A 22,909-nucleotide genomic window follows, 5' to 3' on the forward strand; every position below is an offset into this window, starting at 1 on the left:
GCGGGCTTAGGCAGTCTCCCGGTCTTTGTCTGGACGTTTCCCATGCGCAACAGCAATCCTCGTACCTTCTGGGCTCTGGTCGGCCTGGCCGCGGTCTTCGGTCTCGCCGGCCTGATCGGCAATCGGGTGGGCTGGGAGCGACTGGAGATCGGCTATCGGACGGTGCCGTCGCCCAGTGGCCTGGACATCGGCGTGGCAGGGCAGGTCATCACCGGTCTGCCGGCGCTGTGCATAGCCCTGGCGCTGGTCACGATAGTGACGGCGCTGATCATCCGCGGTGGCCGCCGCTTTCGTTCGCGGCTGCCCCTGCCGGTGACGGCGGGCATTCTCTGGGTGCTGCTGGCGGGCCTGCTGGTGCTGTTCTATCCCAGTACCCTGGCGTTCCAGTGGGAGAATCATCGCAGTGCGGCGGACATCGACTTCTATGTGCTGCAGGAGCGCCAGGGCCCGTTCCAGGGTACCGCGCAGAAAAGCCAGCGGCTGACCTACTACCGCGACTGCGGCGCCACCGGGCAGGCGGCCTGCCCGGTGTTCGAGTGCGTGGTGGAAAGACGCAGCTGGCTGGGCGGCCTGCAGAAGATCGAAGGCTTCTACCCGGGCCTGGACCAGGAGCGTCAGTTGGAGCTGCTGCGCACCCGCTGCCTGCCCGGCACGCCGTGACCGACGAAACCGCCGGTCTGGTGGCGCCATAGGCGGGCATAGAGACCGTTGTAGGCGATCAGCTCGTCGTGGGAACCCATCTCGACGATCTGGCCGCGCTCCATGACCACCAGGCGATCCATGCGCGAGATGGTCGACAGCCGGTGGGCGATGGCGATCACCGTCTTGCCTTCCATCAGGGTTTCCAGACTCTCCTGAATGGCCGCTTCCACCTCGGAGTCGAGGGCGGAGGTGGCTTCGTCCAGCAGCAGAATGGGCGCGTCCTTGAGCAGGGTGCGGGCGATGGCGATGCGCTGGCGCTGGCCGCCGGAGAGCTTGACGCCGCGTTCACCCACCTGGGCGTCCAGGCCGGTACGGCCATGGGCGTCGGTGATGCGAGCGATGAAGTCGTCGGCCTTGGCCTTGCGCAGGGCGGCGTGCAGCTCCTCGTCGGTGGCCTCGGGGCGGCCGTAGAGCAGGTTCTCGCGAATCGAGCGGTGCAGCAGCGAGGTGTCCTGGGTGACCACGCCGACCTGGCATCTCAGGCTTTCCTGGGTGACGTGGGCGATGTCCTGGCCATCGACCAGGATGCGACCGCCTTCCAGGTCATAGAGACGCAGCAGGACGTTGATCAGGGTGGACTTGCCGGCACCCGAAGGGCCGACCAGGCCGATCTTCTCGCCCGGGGCCACGTCGAGGGTCAGGCCTTCGATGATGCCGGCGCCCTTGCCGTAGTGGAAATGGATGTCCTCGAACAGCACGGCGCCACGGCTCACCTGCAAGGGCTTGGCGTCCGGGGCATCGCCGACCTGACGCGGCTTGGCGATGGTGCTCATGCCGTCCTGCACCATGCCGATGTTCTCGAAGATGCCGTTGACCACCCACATGATCCAGCCGGACATGCTGTTAATGCGGATCACCAGGCCGGTGGCCAGGGCAATGGCGCCCACGGAGATGACGCCCTGGTGCCAGAGCCAGAGGGCGAGGCCAGTGGTGCCGGCGATGAGGAAGCCGCTGAGGATGGCGATGGTCACGCCCATGGCGGTGATCAGGCGCGCGGCGCTCTCGGCCTTTTCGGTCTGCTCTTCCATGGCCTGGCGGGCGTATTGCTCCTCCTGGGCCGAATGGGAGAACAGCTTGAGGGTGGAGATGTTGGTGTAGCCGTCGACGATGCGCCCGGAGAGTTGCGAGCGGGCTTCGGAGGCGATGGCCGAGCGCTCCTTGGTCTGGGGCACGAAATACCAGAGGGCGATGACGTAGCCGATGATCCAGAGGACCAGGGGCACCATCAGCCAGACGTCGGCCTGGGCGAACAGGATCAGCGAGGTGACGGCAAAGATCAGCACGTGCCAGATGGCGTCCACCGCCTGCACCGCCGAATCGCGCAGGGAGACACCGGTCTGCATGATGCGGTTGGAGATGCGCCCGGCGAAGTCGCTGTGGAAGAAGCCCAGGCTCTGCTTGAGCACATAGCGATGGTTCTGCCAGCGGATCAGGGTGGTGAGGCTGGGGGTGATGGTCTGGTGCACCAGCAGGTCGTGCAGGCTGATGAACAGCGGCCGGATGACCAGGGTGACAACCGCCATCCAGATCAGGGTGCCGCCGTGTTCTTGGAAGAACACCGTGCTGTTGGGCGCGCTGCCGGCCAGGTCGACGATCTGGCCGATGAAGTTGAACAGGGCGACCTCGATCAGGGCGCCGATCAGGCCGACCGCCAGCAGCAGGGCGAAGGCCGGCCAGGCTTGTTTGAGGAAGTGCAGATAGAAGGCGCCGACACTGGCGGGGGGCATTTCGTCGGGGGCTTCCCGAAACGCATCGATGATGCGTTCGAAGCGGCGAAAGATCATGCGGGGTCCTTGTGAGGGGGAGACAGCGTCTCGCGTCGCTGGGTAGGGACCTCGCCACTCGGGCTGGACGGCGCGGGGCCCTCCAGCCGGACGGGTCGGCTTACAGCCGTTTGGCAGCGAGAATCATGACCGGTTCACGGGGAATGTCGCGCAGCATGCCCTGGCGAGTGGTCTGCACCCCGGCGATCTGGTCGACGACTTCCATGCCGCGCACGACCTTGCCGAACACCGCATAGCCGAAGTCGCGCGAGCCGTGGTCGAGGAAAGCATTGTTCTCGACGTTGATGAAGAACTGACTGGTGGCGGAGTTGACGTCCGAGGTCCGCGCCATGGCCAGGGTGCCGCGCAGATTCTTCAGGCCGTTGTCGGCTTCGTTCTTGATCGGCGCCTTGGTGCGCTTTTCCTGCATGTCGCGGGTGTAGCCGCCACCCTGGATCATGAAGCCGGGGATGACCCGGTGGAACAGGGTGCCCTTGTAGAAGCCGCTGTCGACGTAGCCGAGGAAGTTCTCGGTGCTGACCGGTGCCTTGGCCGCGTCCAGCTCGACCTCGATGTCACCCTTGTTGGTGCTGATGAGCACGTGCGGATTGTCCGCGGCCCAGGTGGAGGAGGCGACGAACAGCGCGCAGGCGGCAAGCAGGGCTTTGAACATGATGGATCCTTGAGTGGCAGAGACGACTGGCGAACGATAGCAACCCGGCCGGCACCCCGCCACGGTCAGCGTGGCAGGGCATGCTTGCGCAGCAGGTTCATGAGGATCTGCGAGGCCGGGCCCAGCTCGTGCTGGCGGGTCTTGTAGAGCTGGAAGGGATGAAAGCGCTGGGCGCCCTGTTCCAGCGGCAGCGGCTTGAGCAGGCCGGCCTCGAGATCGGTCTGGATGGCGTCCCGGGGCAGCCAGGCGAAGCCCAGGCCGTCCCGCAGGAAGGTCGCCGCGGTGCTGATGCTGCCCACCGTCCAGCGCTGCTCGGCGGCCAGCCAGCCGGCATCCCGTGGCTGGGCGCGGCCGCTGTCGCGGATCACGATCTGCAGCTGTTCTTCCAGATCGGCGGTCACCAGGGTGCGCTGCAGCTGGTGCAGGGGGTGCTCGGGATGGGCCACGGCGACGAATTCCACGGTGCCGAGGGAGGCCCCCAGGTGCGCGGCGATCACCAGCCCGGTGATCGCCAGGTCCGCCGAGCCGTCGAGCAGGGCCTCTTCCACGCCGGACAGCACCTCTTCGCGCAGCCGTACCCGGCAGCCGCGACTCTGCGGCATGAATTCGCGCAGGCACAGCAGCAGCGGGCGGGTGGGGTAGGCGGCGTCCACCACCAGCCGCACCTCGGACTCCCAGCCCTGTTCCATGTGGTAGGCCAGTTCCTCCAGCTGGCTGGCCTGCTGCACCAGGCGGCGCGAGCGACGCAGAAGCACGGCACCGGCATCGGTCAGTACGGCGCGGCGTCCCTCCAGGCGCAACAGCGGCACGCCGAGCTGCTCCTGCATGCGCGCGACGGTATAGCTGACCGACGACTGGGAACGATGCAGCACCTCGGCGGCCTGGGCGTAGCCGCCGTGATCCACCACCGCCTGCAGGGTCCGCCACTGATCGAGGGAAACGCGAGGAGTCTTCATCAAGCGCTCTGGGCTCACGAAAGGGCGCATGTTAGTGTCTAGCCTGGCAATGGCAAAACGCGGCGTCCATCACGGCATGAAAAAATGTCGGCTGGCGGGTCAAATGTCCCGCCGGCGCCAGCCTCCAAGCCTGCCGATGAGTTTCCCACTCTAGGCAAGACAAGGAGTCTCCATGTCGTCATTCAAGGCGTTGCTGGGTTGCTGTCTGGTCATCGCGCCGCTGCTGGTCCAGGCCGAGGAATCTCGCGCGGCGGCCGCCGATCCCATCGATATCGAAGGCATGAACATCACCCGGACCCTCGACTGCGAGGGGCGCGACGTGTCCCTGTCCGGCGAGGGCAATACCCTGACCCTGAAAGGCCAGTGCGGTGAGGTGTCGGTCTATGGCAGCCATCATCGCCTGGTGCTCGACAGCGCCCGGGCGCTAACCATCCATGGCCTGGGCAGCGTGACCACGGTCAGGGGCGCCGTGGCCAGCCTGAGCATCGGCGGCGGCTATCAGCAGGTGCAGGCCAAGGTGCGCGGCAGCGATGGCCTGGCCAAGGTCGATGCCTACGGCTACGGCGCCAAGGCGCGGCTGACCCTGCTCAGCCAGGCCGACATCGCCGTGGGCGGTTCCAGTCAGCAGGTCTACTGGTCCCGCGCGGCCGGGGTGGCCGAGCCCAAGACGCTGGTCTCTGGCGCCGACAACGTGCTGCAGGCCAACCAGTCGGTGGCGGGCCTCACCGGCGGCGAACCCTCGGGCCTGAACGCCACCCGCTAGGCCGCGACGGGCCGGGGGTTTTCCTCGCGCGGCGGGCACGTTAAGGTCGCGCACCTTTTTCGTGCGTCGCCGTCATGCCTTATCTCCTGCTCGTCACCCTCATCTGGGCGTTTTCCTTTAGCCTGATCGGCGAATACCTCGCCGGTCGGGTCGACAGCGACTTCGCCGTGCTGGTCCGCGTGGCCATCGCCTTCGTGCTGTTCCTGCCCTTCACCCGCTGGCGCGGGGTGCCGGGACGCTTCGCCCTGGGGCTGATGGCGGCGGGCGCGCTGCAATTCGGCATCACCTATCTGTGCCTGTATCGCAGCTTCGCGGTGCTGACGGTGCCCGAGGTGCTGCTGTTCACCGTGCTCACGCCCATCTACGTGACCCTGCTGGACGACGCCTGGGAGCGGCGCTTGCGCCTCTGGTCGCTGCTGGCGGCCGTGGTGGCGGTGGGCGGCGCGGCGCTGATCCGCTTCCAGCCGCTGACCGGTGACTACCTGCTGGGTTTTCTCCTGCTGCAGGTGGCCAACCTGACCTTTGCCGCCGGCCAGGTGCTGTGCAAGCACCTGGGGCATGCCTATGCCGGGCAGGGCGCCCTGCATCGCCATTTCGGGCTGTTCTTTCTCGGCGCCCTGCTGGTGGCGGCGCTGTCCTTTCTGCTGTTCGGCAATCCGGCGCGGCTGCCCGGCACCCTGTTGCAATGGGGCGTGCTGGTGTGGATGGGCGTCTTCGCCACGGCGCTCGGGCTCTACTGGTGGACCCTGGGCTCGTTGCGAGTCAACGGCGGCACCCTGGCGATCATGAACGAAGCCCATGTGCCGGCGGGCCTGCTGGTCAGTCTGCTGATCTGGCAGCACCCGGCCGATCTGCCTAGGCTGTTGCTGGGCGGTGGGATCATCCTGCTGTCGCTATTCATCAATCGTCTGGGGCGTCAGTCATGAACGTGCTGTCCGGCAAGGGCCTGGGCCTTTCGGTGCTGTCGTCGGTGCTGTTCGCGCTGATGCCGGTGTACTTCGCCTGGCTGGCGCCGCTGGACGGCCTGCAGGTGGTGGCCCTGCGGGTGGTCTGGTCGCTGCCTATGGTGCTCCTGCTGGTGGTGGTGCTGCGGGAGGGCAAGGCCCTGTGGGCCACGCTCAAGCGACTGGTGCGCGAGCCCCGGCTGTGCCTGGCGATCCCGGCGGCGGCGCTGCTGATGGGCATCCAGTGGTGGGTGTTCGTCTGGGCGACCATGAATGGCGAGGCCATGGCCATGTCGCTGGGCTACTTCCTGCTGCCCCTGGCCATCGTGCTGACCGGCCGGCTGGTCTATGGCGAGCGCCTGCGACCGCTGCAGCGACTGGCGGTCGGCTGCGCGCTGCTGGGGGTGGTCAACGAAGTCTGGGTGACCGGGGCGCTGTCCTGGGTCAGTCTGCTACCGGTGGTGGGCTATCCGCCGTATTTCGTCCTGCGCCGCTGGATGGCGGTGGACGCCCTGTCCGGCTTCGTCCTGGAGATGGTCTGCCTGCTGCCCTTCGCGCTGCTGGCGCTGCACTGGTTCTCGCCCGGCGTCATCCTGCAGCAGTCGCCCTGGCTCTGGGCGCTCCTGCCGGGCCTGGGCCTGCTCAGCGCCATCGCCTTCGCCGCCATGCTGGCGTCGAGTCGCATGCTGCCGCTGAGTCTGTTCGGCATCCTCAGCTATGTGGAGCCGGCGCTGCTGGTGTTCGTCGCCCTCTATGTGCTCGGTGAGCAACTGCCGGAGGGCGCGATCTGGACCTATGGTCCCATCTGGCTGGCGGTGGCCTGGGTCTGCCTGGACAGTGCGCGCCTGCTGCGCAAGCAGCTCAGGCGCGCGCCGGTGGCACCCTAGAGCGCCAGGGTCGGGCACTCCGCGGCCGCGAAAAAGAACTCGTCGCAGTTGGGCAGGCTGCCGGCGCGATCGACGATGAGGAATTCGTCTTCGTCGCGCAGGGCCAGCACCGGGTGGTGCCAGACGCCGGCATGGTAGTTGATGCCCTGGCGGCCATCGGTGCGGAAGACGCGGATGGCACCGGCGTCCGGCACCGCCGCCGGCGGCGCCACCACCACCAGGAAAGGTTCGCCGCGTAGCGGCACGAAGGCCTGGCTGCCGTGGGGATGGCGTTCGAGCATGGCGATGGTCAGCGGATAGTCCAGCCGCCGGGCGCGAAAGATGCTGATGATCGCCGCGCCGTCCGCCGGCCCCGTCTCGACCCGCGCCAGGGCGTGGTATCTCTGGGTCGAGCCGTTGTTGATGGGATACCAGTCCCGGTCCGCCGTCTCTATGACCTCGCCGAAGGGCGCGAAGCCCTCGGCGGTCAGCGGCTCGATGCGCAGTGGCCGGCTCATGCCTGGCCCCGCGCCACCTTGCCGAACAGTCGCAGTCGGCTGACGCCGCCGTCCGGGAAGATGTTCAGGCGCACGTGGGTGATGGGGCCGAGGTCGCGCACCTGCTCGCGGAAGCTGTGCTCCTGGTGCATCTGCAGCTTTTGCGGCGGCAGCAGCTCCTTCCAGAACAGACTCTGGGTCTCGATCTGGCCGTCGGTGCCGCCGCGCACATAGGCGCCCTGGATCTGGCAGCTGTCCGGGTAGTTGCCCTTGAAGTGCAGGGTGTCCACCAGGATTTCCTCGACGATGCCGGCGTGGCCCAGGGCGACGATCACCCAGTCGTTGCCGGGGGTGCGGCGGCGCGCGGTTTCCCAGCCGTCGGCCATGCTGGCGGCGCGGCCCGGGTTGAGGATGTTGCTCATGCGGCCATAGTGCTCGTCGTTGCAGGCCAGGGCGCGGCCACCGTTGAGGGCGGCGGCCAGGTCCAGCACCTCGTCGTCGGCCTGGGCCGACCAGTCGCGATGGGGAATGCCATAGACCCGCAGGCGGGCCACACCACCGTCGGGATAGATGTTCAGGCGCAGGTGGGTCCAGGGACGGTCATCGGCGATGGCGTGATAGTGGTGGCTGTTGCCCTGCATCTCGATGGCCGGCAGCACCTCGGTCCAGGCGGCATCGGCGGCCGGGTCGCCCTCGGCGCAGAAGCAGGCTTCCAGGGAGGCGGAGGGTGGGTAGTTGCCGGTGAACCAGCGGGTGTCGATGTCGACGCCCTTGATCGAACCGGGTACGCCCAGGCGGATCACCGCATGGTCGTAGCCTTCGAAACGCTTGCGCCGCGACTCCCAGCCGTCCATCCACTTGCCGTTGTCGTCGTAGACGCCTTCCTTCCACTCCGGCTCGTGGGGTTGGAGCATGCGGTCGGCGGCGGCGAACCAGTCGTCGGTGACGCTGATGACCCGGGTACCGAGGCGGGCATCGGCGAGGTTGAGGTATTTCTCGAAGGGCGCGGCGTAGGTGCGTTTCATGGGGGACTCTTGTCGGGGAAAGGTCAGAGGGTCTGCAGGCGGAAGAGGGCGATGCGGTCGATCTCGGCCAGGGCGCGCTGGAATTCCTGCTCCGGGCTGTTGGGCAGGCGTTCTTCGAAGGCGGCCAGGATCAGGTGCCGGTTGCTGCCCTTCACCGCCATGATGAAGGGGAAGCCGAATTTGGCGCGGTAGGCCTCGTTGTGGCGGGTGAAGCGTTCGAGTTCGTCCGGGGTGCATTGATCGAGGCCGGCGCCGGCCTGTTCGCCACTGCTGGCGGCGGTCAGTTCCCCGGCCAGGGCGGCGCGGCCGGCGAGATCCGGGTGCGCCTGGATCAGCGCCAGCTGTTCGGCCCGGTTGGCGCGGGCGACCTGGGCGGCGAGGCGCTGGTGCAGGGCTTCGACGCTGTCCGGCAGCGGCTGGCCCTCGTCGAAGGCGCGCTCGGCGACCCAGGCGGAATGCTCGTAGATGCCGCCAAAGGTCGCGACGAAGGCGGCGCGCTCCAGTTGGCTGGGGGTAACGGTCTGGAAGGTGCTCATGCCGGTGGATGCTCACTGTGCCAGTGACGGGCGATGTCCACCCGACGGGCGAACCAGACGCGCTCTTGGCTCTGGGCGTATTCGAGGAAGCGCTTGAGGCCCACCAGGCGACCGGGGCGACCGATCAGCCGGCAATGCAGGCCGATGGAAAGCATCTTGGGTGCGCTGGCGCCTTCTTCGTAGAGGGTGTCGAAGGCGTCCTTGAGGTACTGGAAGAATTGCTCGGCGGTGTGGAAGCCCTGGACCTGGGTGAATCTCATGTCGTTGGTGTCCAGGGTGTAGGGAATCACCAGGTGCGGCTTGCCGGTCGGGGTGTCGGGTTCCCAATAGGGCAGATCGTCGTCGTAGGTGTCACTGTCGTAGAGGAAGCCGCCTTCCTCCATCACCAGGCGCCGGGTATTGGGACCGGTCCGGCCGGTGTACCAGCCCAGCGGTCGCTCGCCGGTCAGCTCGGTGAGGATTTCGATGGCGCGCTGCAGATGGGCGCGCTCCTCGGCTTCGTCCATGTACTGGTAGTCGATCCAGCGATAGCCGTGGCTGCAGATCTCGTGGCCGGCCTGGACCATGGCGCGGATGACCTCGGGATGGCGCTCGGCGGCCATGGCCACGGCAAAGACGGTCAGGGGCACCTGGTGCTTGGCGAACAATTCCAGGATGCGCCAGACGCCGGCGCGACTGCCGTATTCGTAGAGCGATTCCATGGACATGTTGCGTACGCCCGGCAATGGCTGGGCGGCGACCATCTCGGAAAGAAAGGCCTCGGACTCCTTGTCGCCGTGGAGGATGTTGCGCTCGCCACCCTCTTCGTAGTTGAGCACGAAGGACAGGGCGATGCGGGCGTCACCCGGCCAGCGGGGGTGGGGCGGCTGGGCGCCATAGCCGATGAGATCACGGGGATAGGTCATGGAAGGGGCATCCTGGCAGTCGAGATGTTTTGTATACAATGTTTGGAGACCTTTGCCGAGTCCCAGCAAGAATCCTGCCTAACTGGTCTGACCGGTCTGAAGACTTTCAACCAGCTGGAACGCGCCCAGGGCGCAAACAGAGCCTCAGGCAGGGCTGTATACAATCGCTGGCTGAAAAACTGCTAGGCTGGCTCATCCCCCTGCAGGAGCTCTCCCATGTCCGTTTCTCTCCCTGGCGGTTACCTGACCACCCATGTGCTGGACACCGCCGGTGGCTGTCCGGGCGCGGATATCGCCTTTCGCCTGTACCGTCTGGAGGGGGCCGCGCGGCAGGCCCTGGGTGAAGGGCGGACCAACGCCGATGGCCGCAGCGATACGCCGCTGTTGCAGGGCGGCGCCTTCACGGCTGGGGTCTATGAGCTGGAGTTCGAGGTGGGCGCCTACTACCGGCGCTGCCAGGTGGCGCTGGATGAGCCGGCCTTTCTCGATACCGTAGTCCTGCGCTTCGGCCTCGCCGACGAGGGCGCGCACTACCACGTGCCGCTGCTGGTCTCTCCCTACAGCTACTCCACCTACCGTGGCAGCTAGCGGCAACTGCTCCGCGGCGGTGCGCTTCCGCCCGAATCGGCACCAGGGTAGGGCGCAGGTCCCGCGGAGCTAGTGGAAGGTCGGCTCGGTGTTGAGTCGCGCGGTGGCGAGCAGCGGGCGATCTGGCACGGCACTGCCGGGCCAGGTCTGGGCGATGCGTTCCAGCACCACCTGGGCCAGCATGCTGTGGGTACGACTGGCGAAATGCCCGCGGGCGCCAAAGATATAGGCCTGGTCGGCGCCCGGTTCGACGTAGCTGTCCGGATCGCAGAATTCGCGACCCGGCAGGCAGGCATCCCCTTCGGCATGGGTGAAGCCGTAGTTGCCGTAGTGGGCGAAGACCTCTTCCATCACCCGGTAGGCATCCACCAGCAGCAGGCGGTCTCCAGCCGGCAGGTTGGCCTGCAGGGTGTCGTTGTAGAGCTTGACCAGGTCATGGTTGCGCTGCGCCACCTGCTCGGTCCAGGGCTCGAGATAGGGCGCCTTGCCGTAGTCGGTGTTGTTGAGCACCACCAGCCGCTGGGCACCCAGGCTCAGCAGATAACGCAACAGCTTGACCTCGTTCAGGGCGGTATGCCGGATCCGCGCCTCGACTTGCTCGCGGACCTCGGGGGGCAGCGGGGCGTCGGCCATCAGCGCGGCCTTGAGCTTCTTGTCGTAGAAGGGGCCGATGATGTCATTGCCGCCGATCTGCACCAGCACCAGATCCTGCTGGCGAAAGCGGCCATGCTGCATCTCGAAGTTGCGGATCTGCTGGGAAAAGGCCAGCGGCGCCTCGTTGTGGTCGAAGCCCGGTTCGGTGAAGCTGCCGGTCACGGCGCCGCCCTCGGCGTAGCAGAGGCCGTCGGGATCGCTCGGCCCTTCGTGGCCATAGCCTTCCACCTGGCGATTGGGACCCAGCTCGATGCCGTAGGCGTCGGCGATTTCCTGAGGGTAGGTACGTCCCGGATTGGTCGCGTAGATGTGGCCGAAGGTGCCGCAATCCATGAGGCTGTCACCAAAGGCGATGACCCTCTGGATACCCCGCGCCTCGGCGATGGGCTCGGGGCTGGGTACGAGGGCGAGTAGCGCGGCGACACCCGCCAATGCGGTGGCCAATCCCCAGTGCTTGCCCATCCTCTACCTCCCGGCAGCGCCCAGCGTCTGTGCTGCCCGTGTCTGTTGCAACCTTCATACCGGGAAGAGCGGAAAAAATGGCGGAGAGTTCCCCGCGCCCGGACCAGGCGAGACGGCAGGCGACGACAGGCACGGACCTCGGGTAGGGCAGGACGATTGCGGCCCGCCCGCTGCCATTCAGGGTGGGTCAGTCCGGTTTGACGACGGGATCGGAAGATTGCGCCAGGATGGCTGCCATCAGACCGGGGAAGCGCTGATCCAGGTCTTCGCGCCGCAACTGGTTCATGTGCGTGGTACCGGCGTTGCGGGTGTGCACCAGGCCGGCGTCGCGCAGGACACGGAAGTGATGCGACATGCTGGACTTGGGACGGCCGCCGTCGAGTTCGCCACAGGTGGCCTCGGCGACCCGCGCCAGGTAGCGGACGATATCCAGGCGCACGGGATCGCTGAGCGCGTGGAACAGACGCTCAAGGGAAAATTCGTCGGGACTGGGATGTTTGAAAGGGCGCATGCGCCAATCATACACCGGGGGTTGGCGATTATGTTATGTTCTATTAATATCGAATTAACGAACAAGACTTCGACGTACACCTTGTCACCATACGGGAGACCGCTCAGATGTCCGCATTGTTCCAACCCTTCACCCTCAAGGACGTGACGCTGCGCAACCGCATCGCCATTCCGCCCATGTGCCAGTACAGCGCCGTGGACGGCGTCATCAACGACTGGCACCAGGTCCACTATGCCGGCCTGGCCCGTGGCGGTGCGGGTCTGGTCGTCGTCGAGGCCACGGCGGTCTCGCCGGAAGGCCGCATCACGCCCGGCTGCGCCGGCATCTGGTCGGACGCCCATGCCCAGGCCTTCGTGCCGGTGGTCCAGGCGATCAAGGCTGCCGGTTCGGTGCCGGGCATCCAGATCGCCCACGCCGGCCGCAAGGCCAGCGCCAACCGGCCCTGGGAAGGTGACGACCATATCGCCGCCGACGACGCCCGCGGCTGGGACACCATCGCCCCATCCGCCGCGGCCTTTGGCGCCAACCTGCCCAAGGTCCCCAAGGCCATGACTCTGGACGACATCGCCCGGGTCCGTCAGGACTTCGTCGACGCCGCCAAGCGCGCCTACGAGGCCGGCTTCGAGTGGCTGGAACTGCACTTCGCCCACGGCTACCTGGCGCAAAGCTTCTTTTCGGTGCACTCCAACCAGCGTGACGACCAGTACGGCGGCGACCTCGCCGGCCGCAGCCGCTTCCTGCTGGAAACCCTGGCCGCGGTGCGCCAGGTCTGGCCGGAGCACCTGCCGCTGACCGCACGGTTCGGCGTGATCGAATACGACGGTCGCGACGAAGAGACCCTGGCCGAATCCATCGAGCTGGCCCAGGGCTTCAAGCGCGAAGGCCTGGACCTGCTGAGCGTCAGCATCGGCTTCTCCACCCCGACCGCCAACATCCCCTGGGGCTCGGGCCTGCTGGCGCCCATCACCGAGCAGGTGCGCAAGGCCACCGGCCTCAAGGTGGCCTCGGCCTGGAACATCGACACCCCGGCCCTGGCCAACCAGGTGGTGGCCGACGAGCAGCTGGATCTGGTGATGGTGGGTCGCGCCCACCTGGCCGATCCGCACTGGCCCTACTATGCGGCCAAGGCCCTGGGCATCGACAAGCCGTCCTGGGTGCTGCCGGCGCCCTACGCCCACTGGCTGGAGCGCTATCGCACCAGCTGAGTCGGCTTAGGCTGAACATGAAAACCGCCCCTTGGGGCGGTTTTTTTATGCGTATTGGGTGGGGTGTAAGCGGTTCTTGTTGGGCTTTGCTGACGCTCAACTCAACCTATGTTGATGGGTAGGTTGGGTTGAGGCGGCTCCATCGCCGAAGCTTAATAGACCTGGGCATCTTGGCTCCGCCCTTGGCCCACCAGTGGAAAACGCTGCGCGGTTTTCCACGCTACCGGATTGAGGCTCGGCCTTGGTCGTTTGGGTTTGTTGGGCTTCGCTACGCTCAACCCAACCTACGGTGATCGGTGGGTTGGGTTGGGGGGGGCGTCGCCGAAGCCCGGCAGGCTCAGGCGTCGCGGCCGTGTACCCGGCGGCCGGCGGCATGGGTTTCCCGTACTACGCGGTCGTCGCCCAGGGTGGTAAGGACGAATAGGGTTTCTTCCAGACTCTTTGACTGCTGCAGGCGGTAGTCCAGCAGCGGAGTGGCCTTGAGGTCGAGCACCACGAAGTCGGCGTCGTGGCCGGGCGTCAGGCTGCCGATGCGATCCTCCAGGCGCAGGGCGCGGGCGCCGCCGAGGGTGGCCAGGTACAGCGACTTGAAGGGATGCAGGCGATGACCGCGCAGTTGCTGCACCTTGTAGGCCTCGCCGAGGGTCTGCAGCAGCGAGAAGCTGGTGCCGGCGCCGACATCGGTGCCGAGACCGACATTGACCTTGAAGGCTTCCATCCGCTCGAGATCGAACAGCCCGCTGCCGAGGAAGAGGTTGGAGGTGGGGCAGTGCGCCACCGCCGAACCGGTGTCGTGCAGGCGCTGGCATTCGGCGTCGCAGAGGTGGATGCCGTGGGCGAACACCGAGCGCGGACCGAGCAGCTGGAAGTGGTCGTAGACGTCCAGATAGTTGCTGCGCTCCGGGAACAGCGCCTTGACCCAGTCGATTTCCTTGAGATTCTCGGAGAGGTGGGTGTGCAGATAGACGTCCGGGTACTCGGCCAGCAGGCGGCCGGCGGCTGCCAGTTGCTCCGGCGTGCTGGTGGGGGCGAAGCGCGGGGTGACGGCATAGTGCAGTCGGCCCTTGCCGTGCCAGCGCTGGATCAGCGCCTTGCTGTCGGTGTAGGCGGACTCGGCGGTGTCCTGCAGATAGTCCGGGGCATTGCGGTCCATCAGCACCTTGCCGGCGATCATGCGCAGATCGAGGCGTTCGGCGACCTCGAAGAAGGCATCCACCGACTGCGGATGGACGCTGCCGAATACCAGGGCGGTGGTGGTGCCGTTGCGCAGCAGTTCGCCGACGAAGACCTCGGCCACCTTGGCGGCCTTGGCCGGATCGGTGAAGGTGCCTTCGGTGGGGAAGGTGTAGGTGTCCAGCCAGTCCAGCAGCTGCTCGGCGTAGCTGGCGATCATGCCGGTCTGCGGATAGTGGATGTGGGTGTCGATGAAACCGGGGGTGATCAGGGCGTGGGGGTGCTCGATGACCGGGGTGCCGGCGGGTAGGGTGGGCAGCAGCTCGGTGGCCGGACCCATGGCCTGGATGCGGCCGTTCGCGACCAGCAGGAGGCCGTCGGCGTGGTATTCGTAGGAGGCGTCCAACCCCACCTCGGCCGGGTCGGCGAGGCTGTGGAGCAGGGCGGCACGATGGGCGATGGCAGTCATAACGATCTCTGAAAGACGAAGCGGCGGAAAAGGGATCAGCTGGGCGCGACGGCGTTGACCAGGCGCAGCGGCTGGTCCGCCTGCCGGGCCTGGCGGCCGTAGTGGGCGATGACCTCGCCGGCCACGGCGATGGCGATCTCCAGCGGCAACTTGCCCTGGACCTCGTGCAGGCCCAGCGGGCAGCGCACCGTGGCCAGGCGGTCGGCACCATGGCCGCGCGCCGCCAGGCGGTGACGGAATTTGGCCCACTTGGTCTTGGAGCCGATCAGGCCGAAGTAGCCATGGTCGCCGCGGGCGAGGATGGCGTCGGTCAGCTCCAGGTCCAGGGGGTGATTATGGGTCATGACGATGTAGTAGGCACCCGCCGGCATGCGGGCGATCTCGTCGACCGGCTCGTCGGTGAGGCGCTTTTCCACGCCGGCGGGCAGGACGGCGGGAAATTCTTGGGCACGCGAGTCCACCCAGCGCACCGCGCAGGGCAGCCCGGCGAGCAGCGGCACCAGGGCCCGGGCGACGTGGCCGGCGCCAAAGACGATCACCGGGACGTCCTGCGCCAGCTGAGGTTCGAACAGCAGGGTGGTGACGCCGCCACAGCACTGGCCGAGGCTGGCGGCCAGGGAGAAGCGCTCCAGGCGCGGCTGGCGGGTGCCGGCGGCGAGCATTTCCCGGGCGATGTCCACCGCGCGGTACTCGAGATGACCGCCACCGATGGTCAGGTGCTGTTCCTCGCGCCCCACCAGCATCTTGGTGCCGGCCTCGCGAGGGGTGGAGCCCTGTTCGTCGGCCACGGTGATCAGCACGCAGGGTTCGCCGCGTGCCTCGAAGTCGGCCAGCAGGGCCAGCCAGCCACGTTTGGGGTTCATGCGGGCTCCTCCGTGGCGGGGGCCGGGGTGGTCTGCAGCTCGGCGGCCAGGCGGCGCATGCGCTCCACGCCCCAGAGCACCCGTTCCGGGGTGGCGGGCGCGTCCAGCGCGGGATGGAAGCGGTAATCCGCCACGCTGGCCACAGCGTCCTGCAGGGCGCACCACACCGAGATGCCGAGCATGAAGGGCGGCTCGCCCACGGCCTTGGAGTGGAACACCGTAGCCTCGGGATTCTGCCGATTCTCCACCAGGCGCACGCGCAGATCCGGTGGCACGTCGCTCACCGCCGGAATCTTGTAGGTAGAGGGGCCGGCGGTGAGCAGCTTGCCGGCGTCGTTCCACACCAGTTCTTCCATGGTCAACCAGCCCAGCCCCTGGACGAAGCCGCCTTCCACCTGGCCGATGTCGATGGCCGGATTCAGGGAGGCACCGACGTCGTGGAGGATGTCGGTGCGCAGCAGGCGGTATTCGCCGGTGAGGGTGTCGATCAGCACCTCGGAACAGGCGGCGCCGAAGGCGTAGTAGTAGAACGGCCGACCGCGGGCCTGGTCGCGGTCGTAGTGGATCTTGGGCGTGCGGTAGTAGCCGGTGCTGGACAGCGACACCTGGCCGACATAGGCCAGCTGGATCAGCTCCTCGAAGCTCAGCAGGCGATCGCGCACCCTGACGTGGCCATTGCGGAAATCGACCTCTTCGGGCCCGACGTGGAAGTGTCGACTGGCGAAATCGATCAGCCGGTCCTTGATGGTCTGGGCGGCGTTCTGCGCGGCCTTGCCGTTGAGATCGGTGCCGCTGGAAGCGGCGGTGGGCGAGGTGTTGGGCACCTTGTCGGTGTTGGTGGCGGTGATCTGGATGCGGCCTATGTCGACCTGGAAGACCTCGGCCACCACCTGGGCGACCTTGGTGTTGAGGCCCTGGCCCATCTCGGTGCCGCCATGGTTCAAGTGGATGCTGCCGTCGGTGTAGACATTGACCAGGGCGCCGCCCTGGTTGAGGAAGGAAGAGGTGAAGGAGATGCCGAATTTCACCGGGGTCAGGGCCAGGCCCTTCTTCAGTACCGGACTGCTGCGGTTGAAGTCACGGATGGCTTCGCGGCGGGTCTGGTAGTCGCTGCTGGCGGCGAGGTCCGCGGTCATCTCCTCGAGCAGGTTGTCTTCCACCACCTGGTGGTAGTGGGTGAGGTTGCGCGTCTCTTTGCCGTAGTAGTTGCGCCGCCGGACCTCCAGCGGATCGAGACCGCGATGGCGGGCGATGGCGTCCATCACGTTCTCGATGGCCAGCATGCCCTGGGGGCCGCCAAAGCCGCGGTAGGCGGTGTTGGACGCCAGGTGGGTCTTGCATCTGTGGCCGGTGATCTGGGCATTGCCGAGGTAGTAGGCGTTGTCGGCATGGAACATGGCGCGGTCGATGATGGCGTTGGACAGGTCCGGTGAATAGCCGCAGTTACCCGCCAGTTCGAAGCGGATGCCCAGCAGACGGCCGTCGTCGTCGAAGCCGACGTCGTACTCGATGTGGAAGGGATGGCGCTTGCCGGTCATATGCATGTCTTCGAACCGCGGCAGGCGCATCTTCACCGGCCGCCCGGTGAGATGGGCGAACACCGCGCAGAGCGCCGCCGGCATGCCGGCCTGGCTCTCCTTGCCGCCGAAGCCACCGCCCATGCGTCTCATGTCGACGGTAACCCTGTTCATGGAGACGCCGAGCACCTCGGCCACCTGTTTCTGCACCTCGGTGGGATTCTGGGTAGAAGAATAGACCAGCATGCCGCCGTCTTCGGTGGGCATGACCGAGGCCATCTGGGTTTCCAGGTAGAAGTGCTCCTGGCCGCCGATGGCCAGTTCGCCCTGCAGACGATGGGGGGCAGCGGCCAGGGCGGCGGCCGCGTCACCCAGGTGGTGGCTGTGGCTGGGCGAGATGAAGTGCTCGCGGCGCAGCGCTTCCTTGACGTCGAGGATGGCCTCCAGCGGCTCGTATTCGATGAGGGCGGCCTGGGCCGCACGGCGGGCGGCGTCGAGGCTGGTAGCGGCCACCGCCAATACCGGCTGGCCCAGGTACTGCACCTCGCCATCGGCGAGCAACGGATCGCCGGGGAGGACGGCGCCGATGTCCAGCTGGCCCGGTACGTCGGCGGCGGTGATGGCCAGGGCCACGCCGGGAATCCCGTAGCAGGGCGCGAGATCGATGTGCTTGATCCGCGCATGGGCGTGCTCGCTCATCCGCGCATAGACGTGCAACTGGTTGGGGAATTCCAGGCGATCGTCGATATACAGGGCCTCGCCACTGACATGCTTGTCGGCGCTCTCGTGCTTGAGCGATTTTCCGACGCCGGTGGCAAGGCCCGCGGCGAAGGCCGCGGCCATTTCCTCGGGGGTGCGAACGGGGAGGGTGCTAGACATGGGCGGTGACCCTCGTGGCGAGCGTGGGCTGGGTGGTCTCCAGGTGACATTTACGCAGCAGATTCTGCGCCGTCAGCAGGCGGTATTCGCGACTGGCGCGAAAATCCGACAGCGGGGCGAAATCCTCGGCCAGGGCCTGGACGGCGCGTTCGATGGACGCGGCATTCCACAGCTGGCCGAGCAGCGCCTGCTCGCACTGAGCGGCACGCTTGGGCGTGGCGGCCATGCCGCCGTAGGCGATGCGTACCGCTACGACGCGGTCCCGGTCGAGCTCCAGGGCGAAGGCGGCGCAGACCGCGGAGATATCGTCATCCAGTCGCTTGGACACCTTGAAGGCGCGGAACACCAGGCCCTCACGCGCCCGCGGCACCCGTACCGCCTGGATGAATTCGCCGGGTTCCAGGGCCGTCTTGCGGTAGTCGAGAAAGAAGTCGTCCAGCGCTAATTCGCGCAGGCGTTCACCCTGGCGCAGCAGCAGGCTGGCGCCCAGCGCCAGGAGCAAGGGCGGACTGTCGCCGATGGGCGAGGCGTTGCCGATATTGCCGCCCAGGGTGCCCTGGTTGCGGATCTGCAGGGAGGCGAAGCGTTGCAGCAGGGCGCCGAAGTCCGGGTAGTCGGCGGCCAGGGCGGCGGCGCAGTCGGCCAACGGAGTGGCGGCGCCGATCTCGATAGAATCGTCGCCGACGGTGACGCCGCGCAATTCCGGGAGGTTGCCCAGGTAGATCAGGGTCTCCAGACGGCGATGCTGCTGGGTGACCTCCAGGGCCAGGTCGGTCCCGCCGGCCAGCAGCCGGGCCGCGGGATGGGCCTGGTAGAGCGTCGCCAGCTCGGCCAGGGTGGTGGGGCTATGACTGCGCCGATCGGCGCCTTCGAGACGGGTCTCGGGCTGCGGCGCCAGGGCTTGCAGGCGCTCCAGGGTCTGGCGTTCGCGGGCATCGAACTGATCCGGCTGCCGACTGGCGCAGGCCTGTTCGGCCGCGGCCAGGATCGGCCGGTAGCCGGTGCAACGACAGAGATTGCCGGCCAGAGCCTCGTGGGTCGCGGCGTCATCCGGCGCGGCGACGTTCTTTTGCAAGGCGAAGAGCGACATGACGAAGCCCGGGGTGCAGTAGCCGCACTGGGAACCGTGGCAGTCGACCATGGCCTGCTGCACGCTGTGCAGGCGGCCCTGATGCTTGAGGTCCTCCACGCTGATCAGCTGTCGGCCATCCAGGGCTGCGACGAAGGTCAGGCAGCTGTTGACCGTGCGATAGCGCAACCGGTCACCGTCGGGCTCGGCCAGCACCACGGTGCAGGCGCCACAGTCGCCGGAGGCGCAGCCTTCCTTGGTGCCGGTCTTGCCGCAGCGCTCGCGCAGGTACTGCAGCACGGTAAGGTTGGGATCGAGCCGCTCTTCAACGCGCAGCTCCTGGTCCAGCAGAAACCTGATCACGGCCGCTCTCCACCTGGTCTCGAATGCCTTGATGGTGGGTAAAGCTGACCGATAGGTCAACATTTGCCCGGGTGAGTGGCGCCCCTCTGTCGTTTTTGAGCAAGAGGTGCTGGAAAGGCTGCGCCGTCGTGGCGCACTTGGTGCTTCGGCGCCCACGGATGGTGCAAAAGCAGCCGCTCTAGCGAGCCCTTCTCCGGAATATTTATGCGAAGGCTTCAAGCCGCCCAAGGTAGTGCCGATAAAAAGGCAGACGATTACGGCCTGGCCGCCTGCCGTCAGCACCCCCGTACAACCCGTTGCGACAGGTCGCTATCGTGCCTACCCAACTCAATCGCGTCGCCCGTCAGGCCTCCCTCGGCTTCTTCGCGCTAGTTACCCTCATCTTCGCCCTGGCGGGCTGGATGCTGTTCGACCTGTGCGCGCGCATCGACGAGCAGCAACGCCACCACAGCGAGGCGGATGCCCAGCGCGCGCTGGAAACGCGGCAGGACAAACTGGGCCGGGTGCTCACTGATTATTCGTTCTGGATCGAAGCCTATGCTCGGACCAACAAGAAGGTGGACGTCAACTGGGCCTACGAGGAGGACAATGTGGGTCCGTCCCTCTACAGCGGCTACGGGGTGAGCGGCGCCTTCATCCTGGCACCCAATGGCGTGACCCGCTATGCCGTGGTCGGTGGCGGCCGCAGCAAGATGCAACTGGACACCTGGCTCGGCGACGACCAGACGGCGCTGCTGGCGCTGGCGCGGGAGCGCTCGCTAAAGGATGGCTATGCCCAGGGCTATTTCCTGATCGATGGCCAGCCGGCCAGCGTGCTGGCCGCGGTCATCCGCCCGGATGCGACCTACCAGGACTTCAAGCGGCTGTCCTATATGGTGTTCGTCGACATCCTCACGCCGGACAAGCTGGCCCAGCTCGGGCACACCTTCGAATTGCCCGGGCTGACCGCGGAGCCCGGGGACCTGCCCGCCCTGGCGGAGCGGCCGACCCTGGTGGTGAGGTCCGATCCAGGTATCGCGGTGACCTTCCACTGGCTGGTGCACGGCATGGGGCATCGCCTGCTGACGCAATTCGTGCCGCTGCTGGCAGCCATGTGTGGTCTGGCGCTGCTGCTGGTCTGGTACCTGCGCCGGCGGATCGCCCTGGCGGCGCGGCAGACCGACGTGGCCGAAGATGCCCTGAGGCACAGCGAGCAGCGCTTTCGTACCGTTTCCGAGGCCTCGTCCGACTGGATCTGGGAGAGCGACGCCGAACAGCGGCTGGTCTATCTCTCGGAGCGCTTCGTGGCGGTGACCGGCTTCCGTCGGGAGGACTGGCTGGGGCGTCCGTTGCACGAATTGCTGGGCTATGCGCCGAGCCAGGTCGAGGAGGTGGCCCGGACGCCGCTGGCCGCCGGCCGTACCCGTCGTCCGCTGCCCTGCGAGATGCGCGATGCCCAGGCCAAGCTCAGGTACTGCCAGCTCTCGGCGCAGCCCATCATCAGCGGCGGCCTGCTGGTCGGCTTCCGTGGCACCGTGTGCGACGTGACCGAGGAGATCGAGGCCAAGGCCCGCATCGAGCACATCAGCCAGCACGACGCCCTGACCGGACTGGCCAACCGTCATCAGCTGCACCGCTACCTGGCGCAACGCTTCGCCGAGGGTGTCAGTGCCAGTCAGCCGCTGCATCTGCTGGCCCTCGATCTGGACCGCTTCAAGCCGGTCAACGACTCCCTCGGCCACGGGGCGGGCGATCAGGTGCTCTGCCAGGTCGCCCGGGAATTGCGCGCCAGCGTCCGGGAGGGCGATCTGGTCGCGCGCATCGGCGGCGATGAATTCCTGATCGCGGTGAACGGCTGCCTGAGCGCCGAGCAGGTGAGCCTGATGGGCAACCGGATGCTGGAGGGCATCGGCCGGACCATGCGCATCGACGAGCACGACATCAATATCGGCGCGAGCATCGGCATCGCCCAGGCGCCCCAGGATGGCCATGGCGCCGAGGATCTGCTGCGCTATGCGGACATCGCCCTGTACGAAGCCAAGGCCGCCGGGCGCAACACCCTGAGGTTCTATGAGCCCACCATGAACCAGCGCATCCTCGAACGGCGCCAGCTGGAGACCGAATTGCGCCTGGGGTTGCAGCGGCTGGAATTCGAGTTGGACTTCCAACCGCGCTTTGCCGCCAATGGCCAGCGCCTGCTGGGCGCCGAGGCGCTGGTGCGCTGGAATCATCCCGCCCGCGGGCGCCTGGCACCCGCCGAATTCATCGGGGTGGCGGAGGAGACCGGACTGATCCTCGGCCTGAGCGACTGGGTGCTGCAAGAAGCCTGCAGCCAGGCGCTGCTCTGGGACCCGGAGCTGATCGTGTCCATCAACCTGTCGCCGCTGGAGTTCCAGCGCGACGATCTGGTCGCGCGGGTCCGCAAGGTGCTCGACCGCACCGGTATCGATCCGGTGCGGGTCGAGCTGGAGCTGACCGAGAACGTCCTGCTGGACGACGCCGCGGGCGCCCTGGAGTTGATGAAGAAGCTCAAGGCGCTGGGGGTGCGGCTGTCCATGGACGACTTCGGCACCGGTTATTCCTCGCTGAGCTATCTGCGTACCTATCCCTTCGATTGCCTGAAGATCGATCGCAGCTTCGTCTCCAACATCGAGGTGAGCGAGAGCAACGCGGCCATTGTCGAGGCCATCGTCAGCATGGGGCGGGCGCTGTCGCTCACGGTGGTGGCCGAGGGTATCGAGACCGCCGGCCAACTGGCGCGCATCGCCGATCTCAGGTGCGACCAGGCCCAGGGCTTCCACCTGCAGCGACCGCTGTCCCAGGCGCGTTTCGCGGCCTTGCGGCAGGAACAGTCACGGCCGCGGGAAGCGTCCAACGACGTCAGTCGCACCCTGGTCGCCACTAGGCACTAGGAGAGCTCAGGGCCGCACTCAGCAGCAGCGCGGCGAACAGCAGAAAGAGTCCGCCCGCCGCCCGGTTCAGGCGCGCGAGGGTAGAGCCTGCGGTCAGGTGGGTACTCAAGGCTGCCGCGGCCGCGGCGTAGCTGCAGTGAATGAGCAGGCTCAACAGGCAGAAGCTCGCCACCAGCAGCACCAGCTGCGGCAGCACCGGGCGGTCGGCCTGGATGAAGGGCGGAAACAGCGCCAGAAAGAAGATGATCAGCTTGGGATTGGTGAGGGACACCAGCAGACCTTGCCGGAGGCGTCTGGCGACGCCGATCGCCGGCCGGGTCTTGCCGGTCCACTGGCCTGGGAGCGAGCCCTGGCGCAAGCGACTCAGACCCAGCCAGCCCAGATAGAGCGCGCCGAGCAGTTGCAGCCCCTGCAGCGCCCGTGGCGAACTGCTCACCAGGGCGCCGAGCGCGGTGCTGGCCAGAATGGCTACCAGCAGGATGCCCAGCACCACGCCGAGGATGCCGGGTAGGGCGCCGCGCCACTGCAGCAGCAGGGCATTGTTGATCGTGAGCAGTACGCCCGGACCGGGACTGGCAATGGTGAGGCCGCACAGCAGCAGGTAGAGGGCAAAGGTGTCCATGGCTTTCCCGGGC

At 67.0% G+C, this 22,909-nt stretch carries 21 protein-coding genes; 7 read left to right on the forward strand and 14 right to left on the reverse strand.

Features of this window, described 5'->3' with window-relative positions; genetic code table 11:
• The first annotated feature begins 42 nt into the window (after positions 1-42).
• The gene (locus CFE50_RS03710) at positions 43-660 is read left to right on the forward strand and encodes a hypothetical protein (RefSeq protein ID WP_286731295.1); all 618 of its coding nucleotides are present in this window, start codon (positions 43-45) and stop codon (positions 658-660) included.
• Here the strand turns inward: CFE50_RS03710 and CFE50_RS03715 are convergent.
• From CFE50_RS03715 to CFE50_RS03725, 3 genes are all read right to left on the reverse strand, one after another.
• Positions 615-2,486 (reverse strand): ABC transporter ATP-binding protein, encoded by a 1,872-nt coding sequence (locus CFE50_RS03715; protein ID WP_286731297.1) that lies wholly within the window; start codon positions 2,484-2,486, stop codon positions 615-617. The two genes, CFE50_RS03710 and CFE50_RS03715, sit on opposite strands and share 46 nt — an antisense overlap.
• 100 nt (positions 2,487-2,586) lie before the next feature.
• Complete coding sequence (locus CFE50_RS03720) at positions 2,587-3,141, reverse strand: peptidylprolyl isomerase (protein WP_027599788.1); 555 nt, start codon at positions 3,139-3,141, stop codon at positions 2,587-2,589.
• Between the two features lie 62 nt (positions 3,142-3,203).
• The gene (locus CFE50_RS03725) at positions 3,204-4,094 is read right to left on the reverse strand and encodes a LysR family transcriptional regulator (protein WP_007158868.1); all 891 of its coding nucleotides are present in this window, start codon (positions 4,092-4,094) and stop codon (positions 3,204-3,206) included.
• A gap of 172 nt (positions 4,095-4,266) precedes the next feature.
• Between CFE50_RS03725 and CFE50_RS03730 the strand changes: the two genes are divergently transcribed.
• The 3 genes from CFE50_RS03730 to rarD all read left to right on the forward strand — a co-directional run bounded on the left by CFE50_RS03730 (position 4,267) and on the right by rarD (position 6,688).
• A complete protein-coding gene (locus CFE50_RS03730) occupies positions 4,267-4,857 on the forward strand; it encodes a DUF3060 domain-containing protein (protein ID WP_286731301.1) in 591 nt (196 codons plus the stop codon).
• A gap of 74 nt (positions 4,858-4,931) precedes the next feature.
• On the forward strand, positions 4,932-5,783 hold the full coding sequence (locus CFE50_RS03735; protein WP_286731304.1) for an EamA family transporter: 852 nt from the start codon (positions 4,932-4,934) through the stop codon (positions 5,781-5,783).
• A complete protein-coding gene (gene rarD / locus CFE50_RS03740; protein ID WP_077172528.1) occupies positions 5,780-6,688 on the forward strand; it encodes an EamA family transporter RarD in 909 nt (302 codons plus the stop codon). Before CFE50_RS03735 ends, rarD begins: the two co-directional genes overlap by 4 nt.
• Here the strand turns inward: rarD and CFE50_RS03745 are convergent.
• Genes CFE50_RS03745 through puuE form a run of 4 tightly spaced genes read right to left on the reverse strand, consistent with a single transcriptional unit; the run spans position 6,685 to position 9,630 of the window.
• Positions 6,685-7,185, reverse strand: a complete 501-nt coding sequence (locus CFE50_RS03745) for an ureidoglycolate lyase (protein WP_007158864.1) — start codon at positions 7,183-7,185, stop codon at positions 6,685-6,687. The genes rarD and CFE50_RS03745 overlap by 4 nt on opposite strands.
• Positions 7,182-8,189 carry an allantoicase gene (alc, locus tag CFE50_RS03750; RefSeq protein ID WP_007158863.1) on the reverse strand — a complete coding sequence of 336 codons (1,008 nt, stop codon included), beginning with the start codon at positions 8,187-8,189 and terminating at the stop codon, positions 7,182-7,184. Before alc ends, CFE50_RS03745 begins: the two co-directional genes overlap by 4 nt.
• A gap of 23 nt (positions 8,190-8,212) precedes the next feature.
• The gene (gene uraD / locus CFE50_RS03755; protein ID WP_286731309.1) at positions 8,213-8,725 is read right to left on the reverse strand and encodes a 2-oxo-4-hydroxy-4-carboxy-5-ureidoimidazoline decarboxylase; all 513 of its coding nucleotides are present in this window, start codon (positions 8,723-8,725) and stop codon (positions 8,213-8,215) included.
• A complete protein-coding gene (gene puuE / locus CFE50_RS03760; protein WP_286731310.1) occupies positions 8,722-9,630 on the reverse strand; it encodes an allantoinase PuuE in 909 nt (302 codons plus the stop codon). The genes uraD and puuE overlap by 4 nt, the downstream gene beginning before the upstream one ends.
• A gap of 216 nt (positions 9,631-9,846) precedes the next feature.
• Here puuE and uraH point away from each other — a divergent pair, with 216 nt between their 5' ends.
• The gene (uraH, locus tag CFE50_RS03765) at positions 9,847-10,218 is read left to right on the forward strand and encodes a hydroxyisourate hydrolase (protein ID WP_286731312.1); all 372 of its coding nucleotides are present in this window, start codon (positions 9,847-9,849) and stop codon (positions 10,216-10,218) included.
• 69 nt (positions 10,219-10,287) lie between these two features.
• On the opposite strand, the gene CFE50_RS03770 is transcribed toward uraH, so the two are convergent.
• Both CFE50_RS03770 and CFE50_RS03775 read right to left on the reverse strand, forming a co-directional pair.
• Positions 10,288-11,334 carry an SGNH/GDSL hydrolase family protein gene (locus CFE50_RS03770; protein ID WP_074583060.1) on the reverse strand — a complete coding sequence of 349 codons (1,047 nt, stop codon included), beginning with the start codon at positions 11,332-11,334 and terminating at the stop codon, positions 10,288-10,290.
• 187 nt (positions 11,335-11,521) lie between these two features.
• Positions 11,522-11,845 carry an ArsR/SmtB family transcription factor gene (locus CFE50_RS03775; RefSeq protein WP_286731315.1) on the reverse strand — a complete coding sequence of 108 codons (324 nt, stop codon included), beginning with the start codon at positions 11,843-11,845 and terminating at the stop codon, positions 11,522-11,524.
• A gap of 107 nt (positions 11,846-11,952) precedes the next feature.
• On the opposite strand from CFE50_RS03775, the gene CFE50_RS03780 reads away from it, so the two are divergent.
• Complete coding sequence (locus tag CFE50_RS03780; RefSeq protein ID WP_286731317.1) at positions 11,953-13,050, forward strand: NADH:flavin oxidoreductase/NADH oxidase; 1,098 nt, start codon at positions 11,953-11,955, stop codon at positions 13,048-13,050.
• A 337-nt stretch (positions 13,051-13,387) separates the two neighbouring features.
• On the opposite strand, the gene guaD is transcribed toward CFE50_RS03780, so the two are convergent.
• The 4 genes from guaD to xdhA are packed head-to-tail and all read right to left on the reverse strand — an operon-like array spanning position 13,388 to position 19,383.
• Positions 13,388-14,692, reverse strand: a complete 1,305-nt coding sequence (gene guaD, locus CFE50_RS03785) for a guanine deaminase (RefSeq protein WP_502694673.1) — start codon at positions 14,690-14,692, stop codon at positions 13,388-13,390.
• Between the two features lie 35 nt (positions 14,693-14,727).
• Positions 14,728-15,555, reverse strand: a complete 828-nt coding sequence (xdhC, locus tag CFE50_RS03790; RefSeq protein ID WP_286731320.1) for a xanthine dehydrogenase accessory protein XdhC — start codon at positions 15,553-15,555, stop codon at positions 14,728-14,730.
• Positions 15,552-17,951 carry a xanthine dehydrogenase molybdopterin binding subunit gene (gene xdhB / locus CFE50_RS03795; protein ID WP_286731322.1) on the reverse strand — a complete coding sequence of 800 codons (2,400 nt, stop codon included), beginning with the start codon at positions 17,949-17,951 and terminating at the stop codon, positions 15,552-15,554. The genes xdhC and xdhB overlap by 4 nt, the downstream gene beginning before the upstream one ends.
• Positions 17,944-19,383: a xanthine dehydrogenase small subunit gene (gene xdhA / locus CFE50_RS03800; RefSeq protein WP_286731323.1), complete on the reverse strand. Its 1,440-nt coding sequence runs from the start codon at positions 19,381-19,383 to the stop codon at positions 17,944-17,946. The genes xdhB and xdhA overlap by 8 nt, the downstream gene beginning before the upstream one ends.
• Before the next feature lie 314 nt (positions 19,384-19,697).
• Between xdhA and CFE50_RS03805 the strand changes: the two genes are divergently transcribed.
• On the forward strand, positions 19,698-22,274 hold the full coding sequence (locus CFE50_RS03805; RefSeq protein WP_286731326.1) for a bifunctional diguanylate cyclase/phosphodiesterase: 2,577 nt from the start codon (positions 19,698-19,700) through the stop codon (positions 22,272-22,274).
• Here the strand turns inward: CFE50_RS03805 and CFE50_RS03810 are convergent.
• Positions 22,264-22,896 (reverse strand): LysE family translocator, encoded by a 633-nt coding sequence (locus CFE50_RS03810; protein WP_286731328.1) that lies wholly within the window; start codon positions 22,894-22,896, stop codon positions 22,264-22,266. The two genes, CFE50_RS03805 and CFE50_RS03810, sit on opposite strands and share 11 nt — an antisense overlap.
• Between the last annotated feature and the right edge of the window lie 13 nt (positions 22,897-22,909).

Source organism: Pseudomonas sp. PGPPP4, from assembly GCF_002256045.1.
In the GTDB taxonomy this organism is placed as follows: domain Bacteria; phylum Pseudomonadota; class Gammaproteobacteria; order Pseudomonadales; family Pseudomonadaceae; genus Chryseomonas; species Chryseomonas oryzihabitans.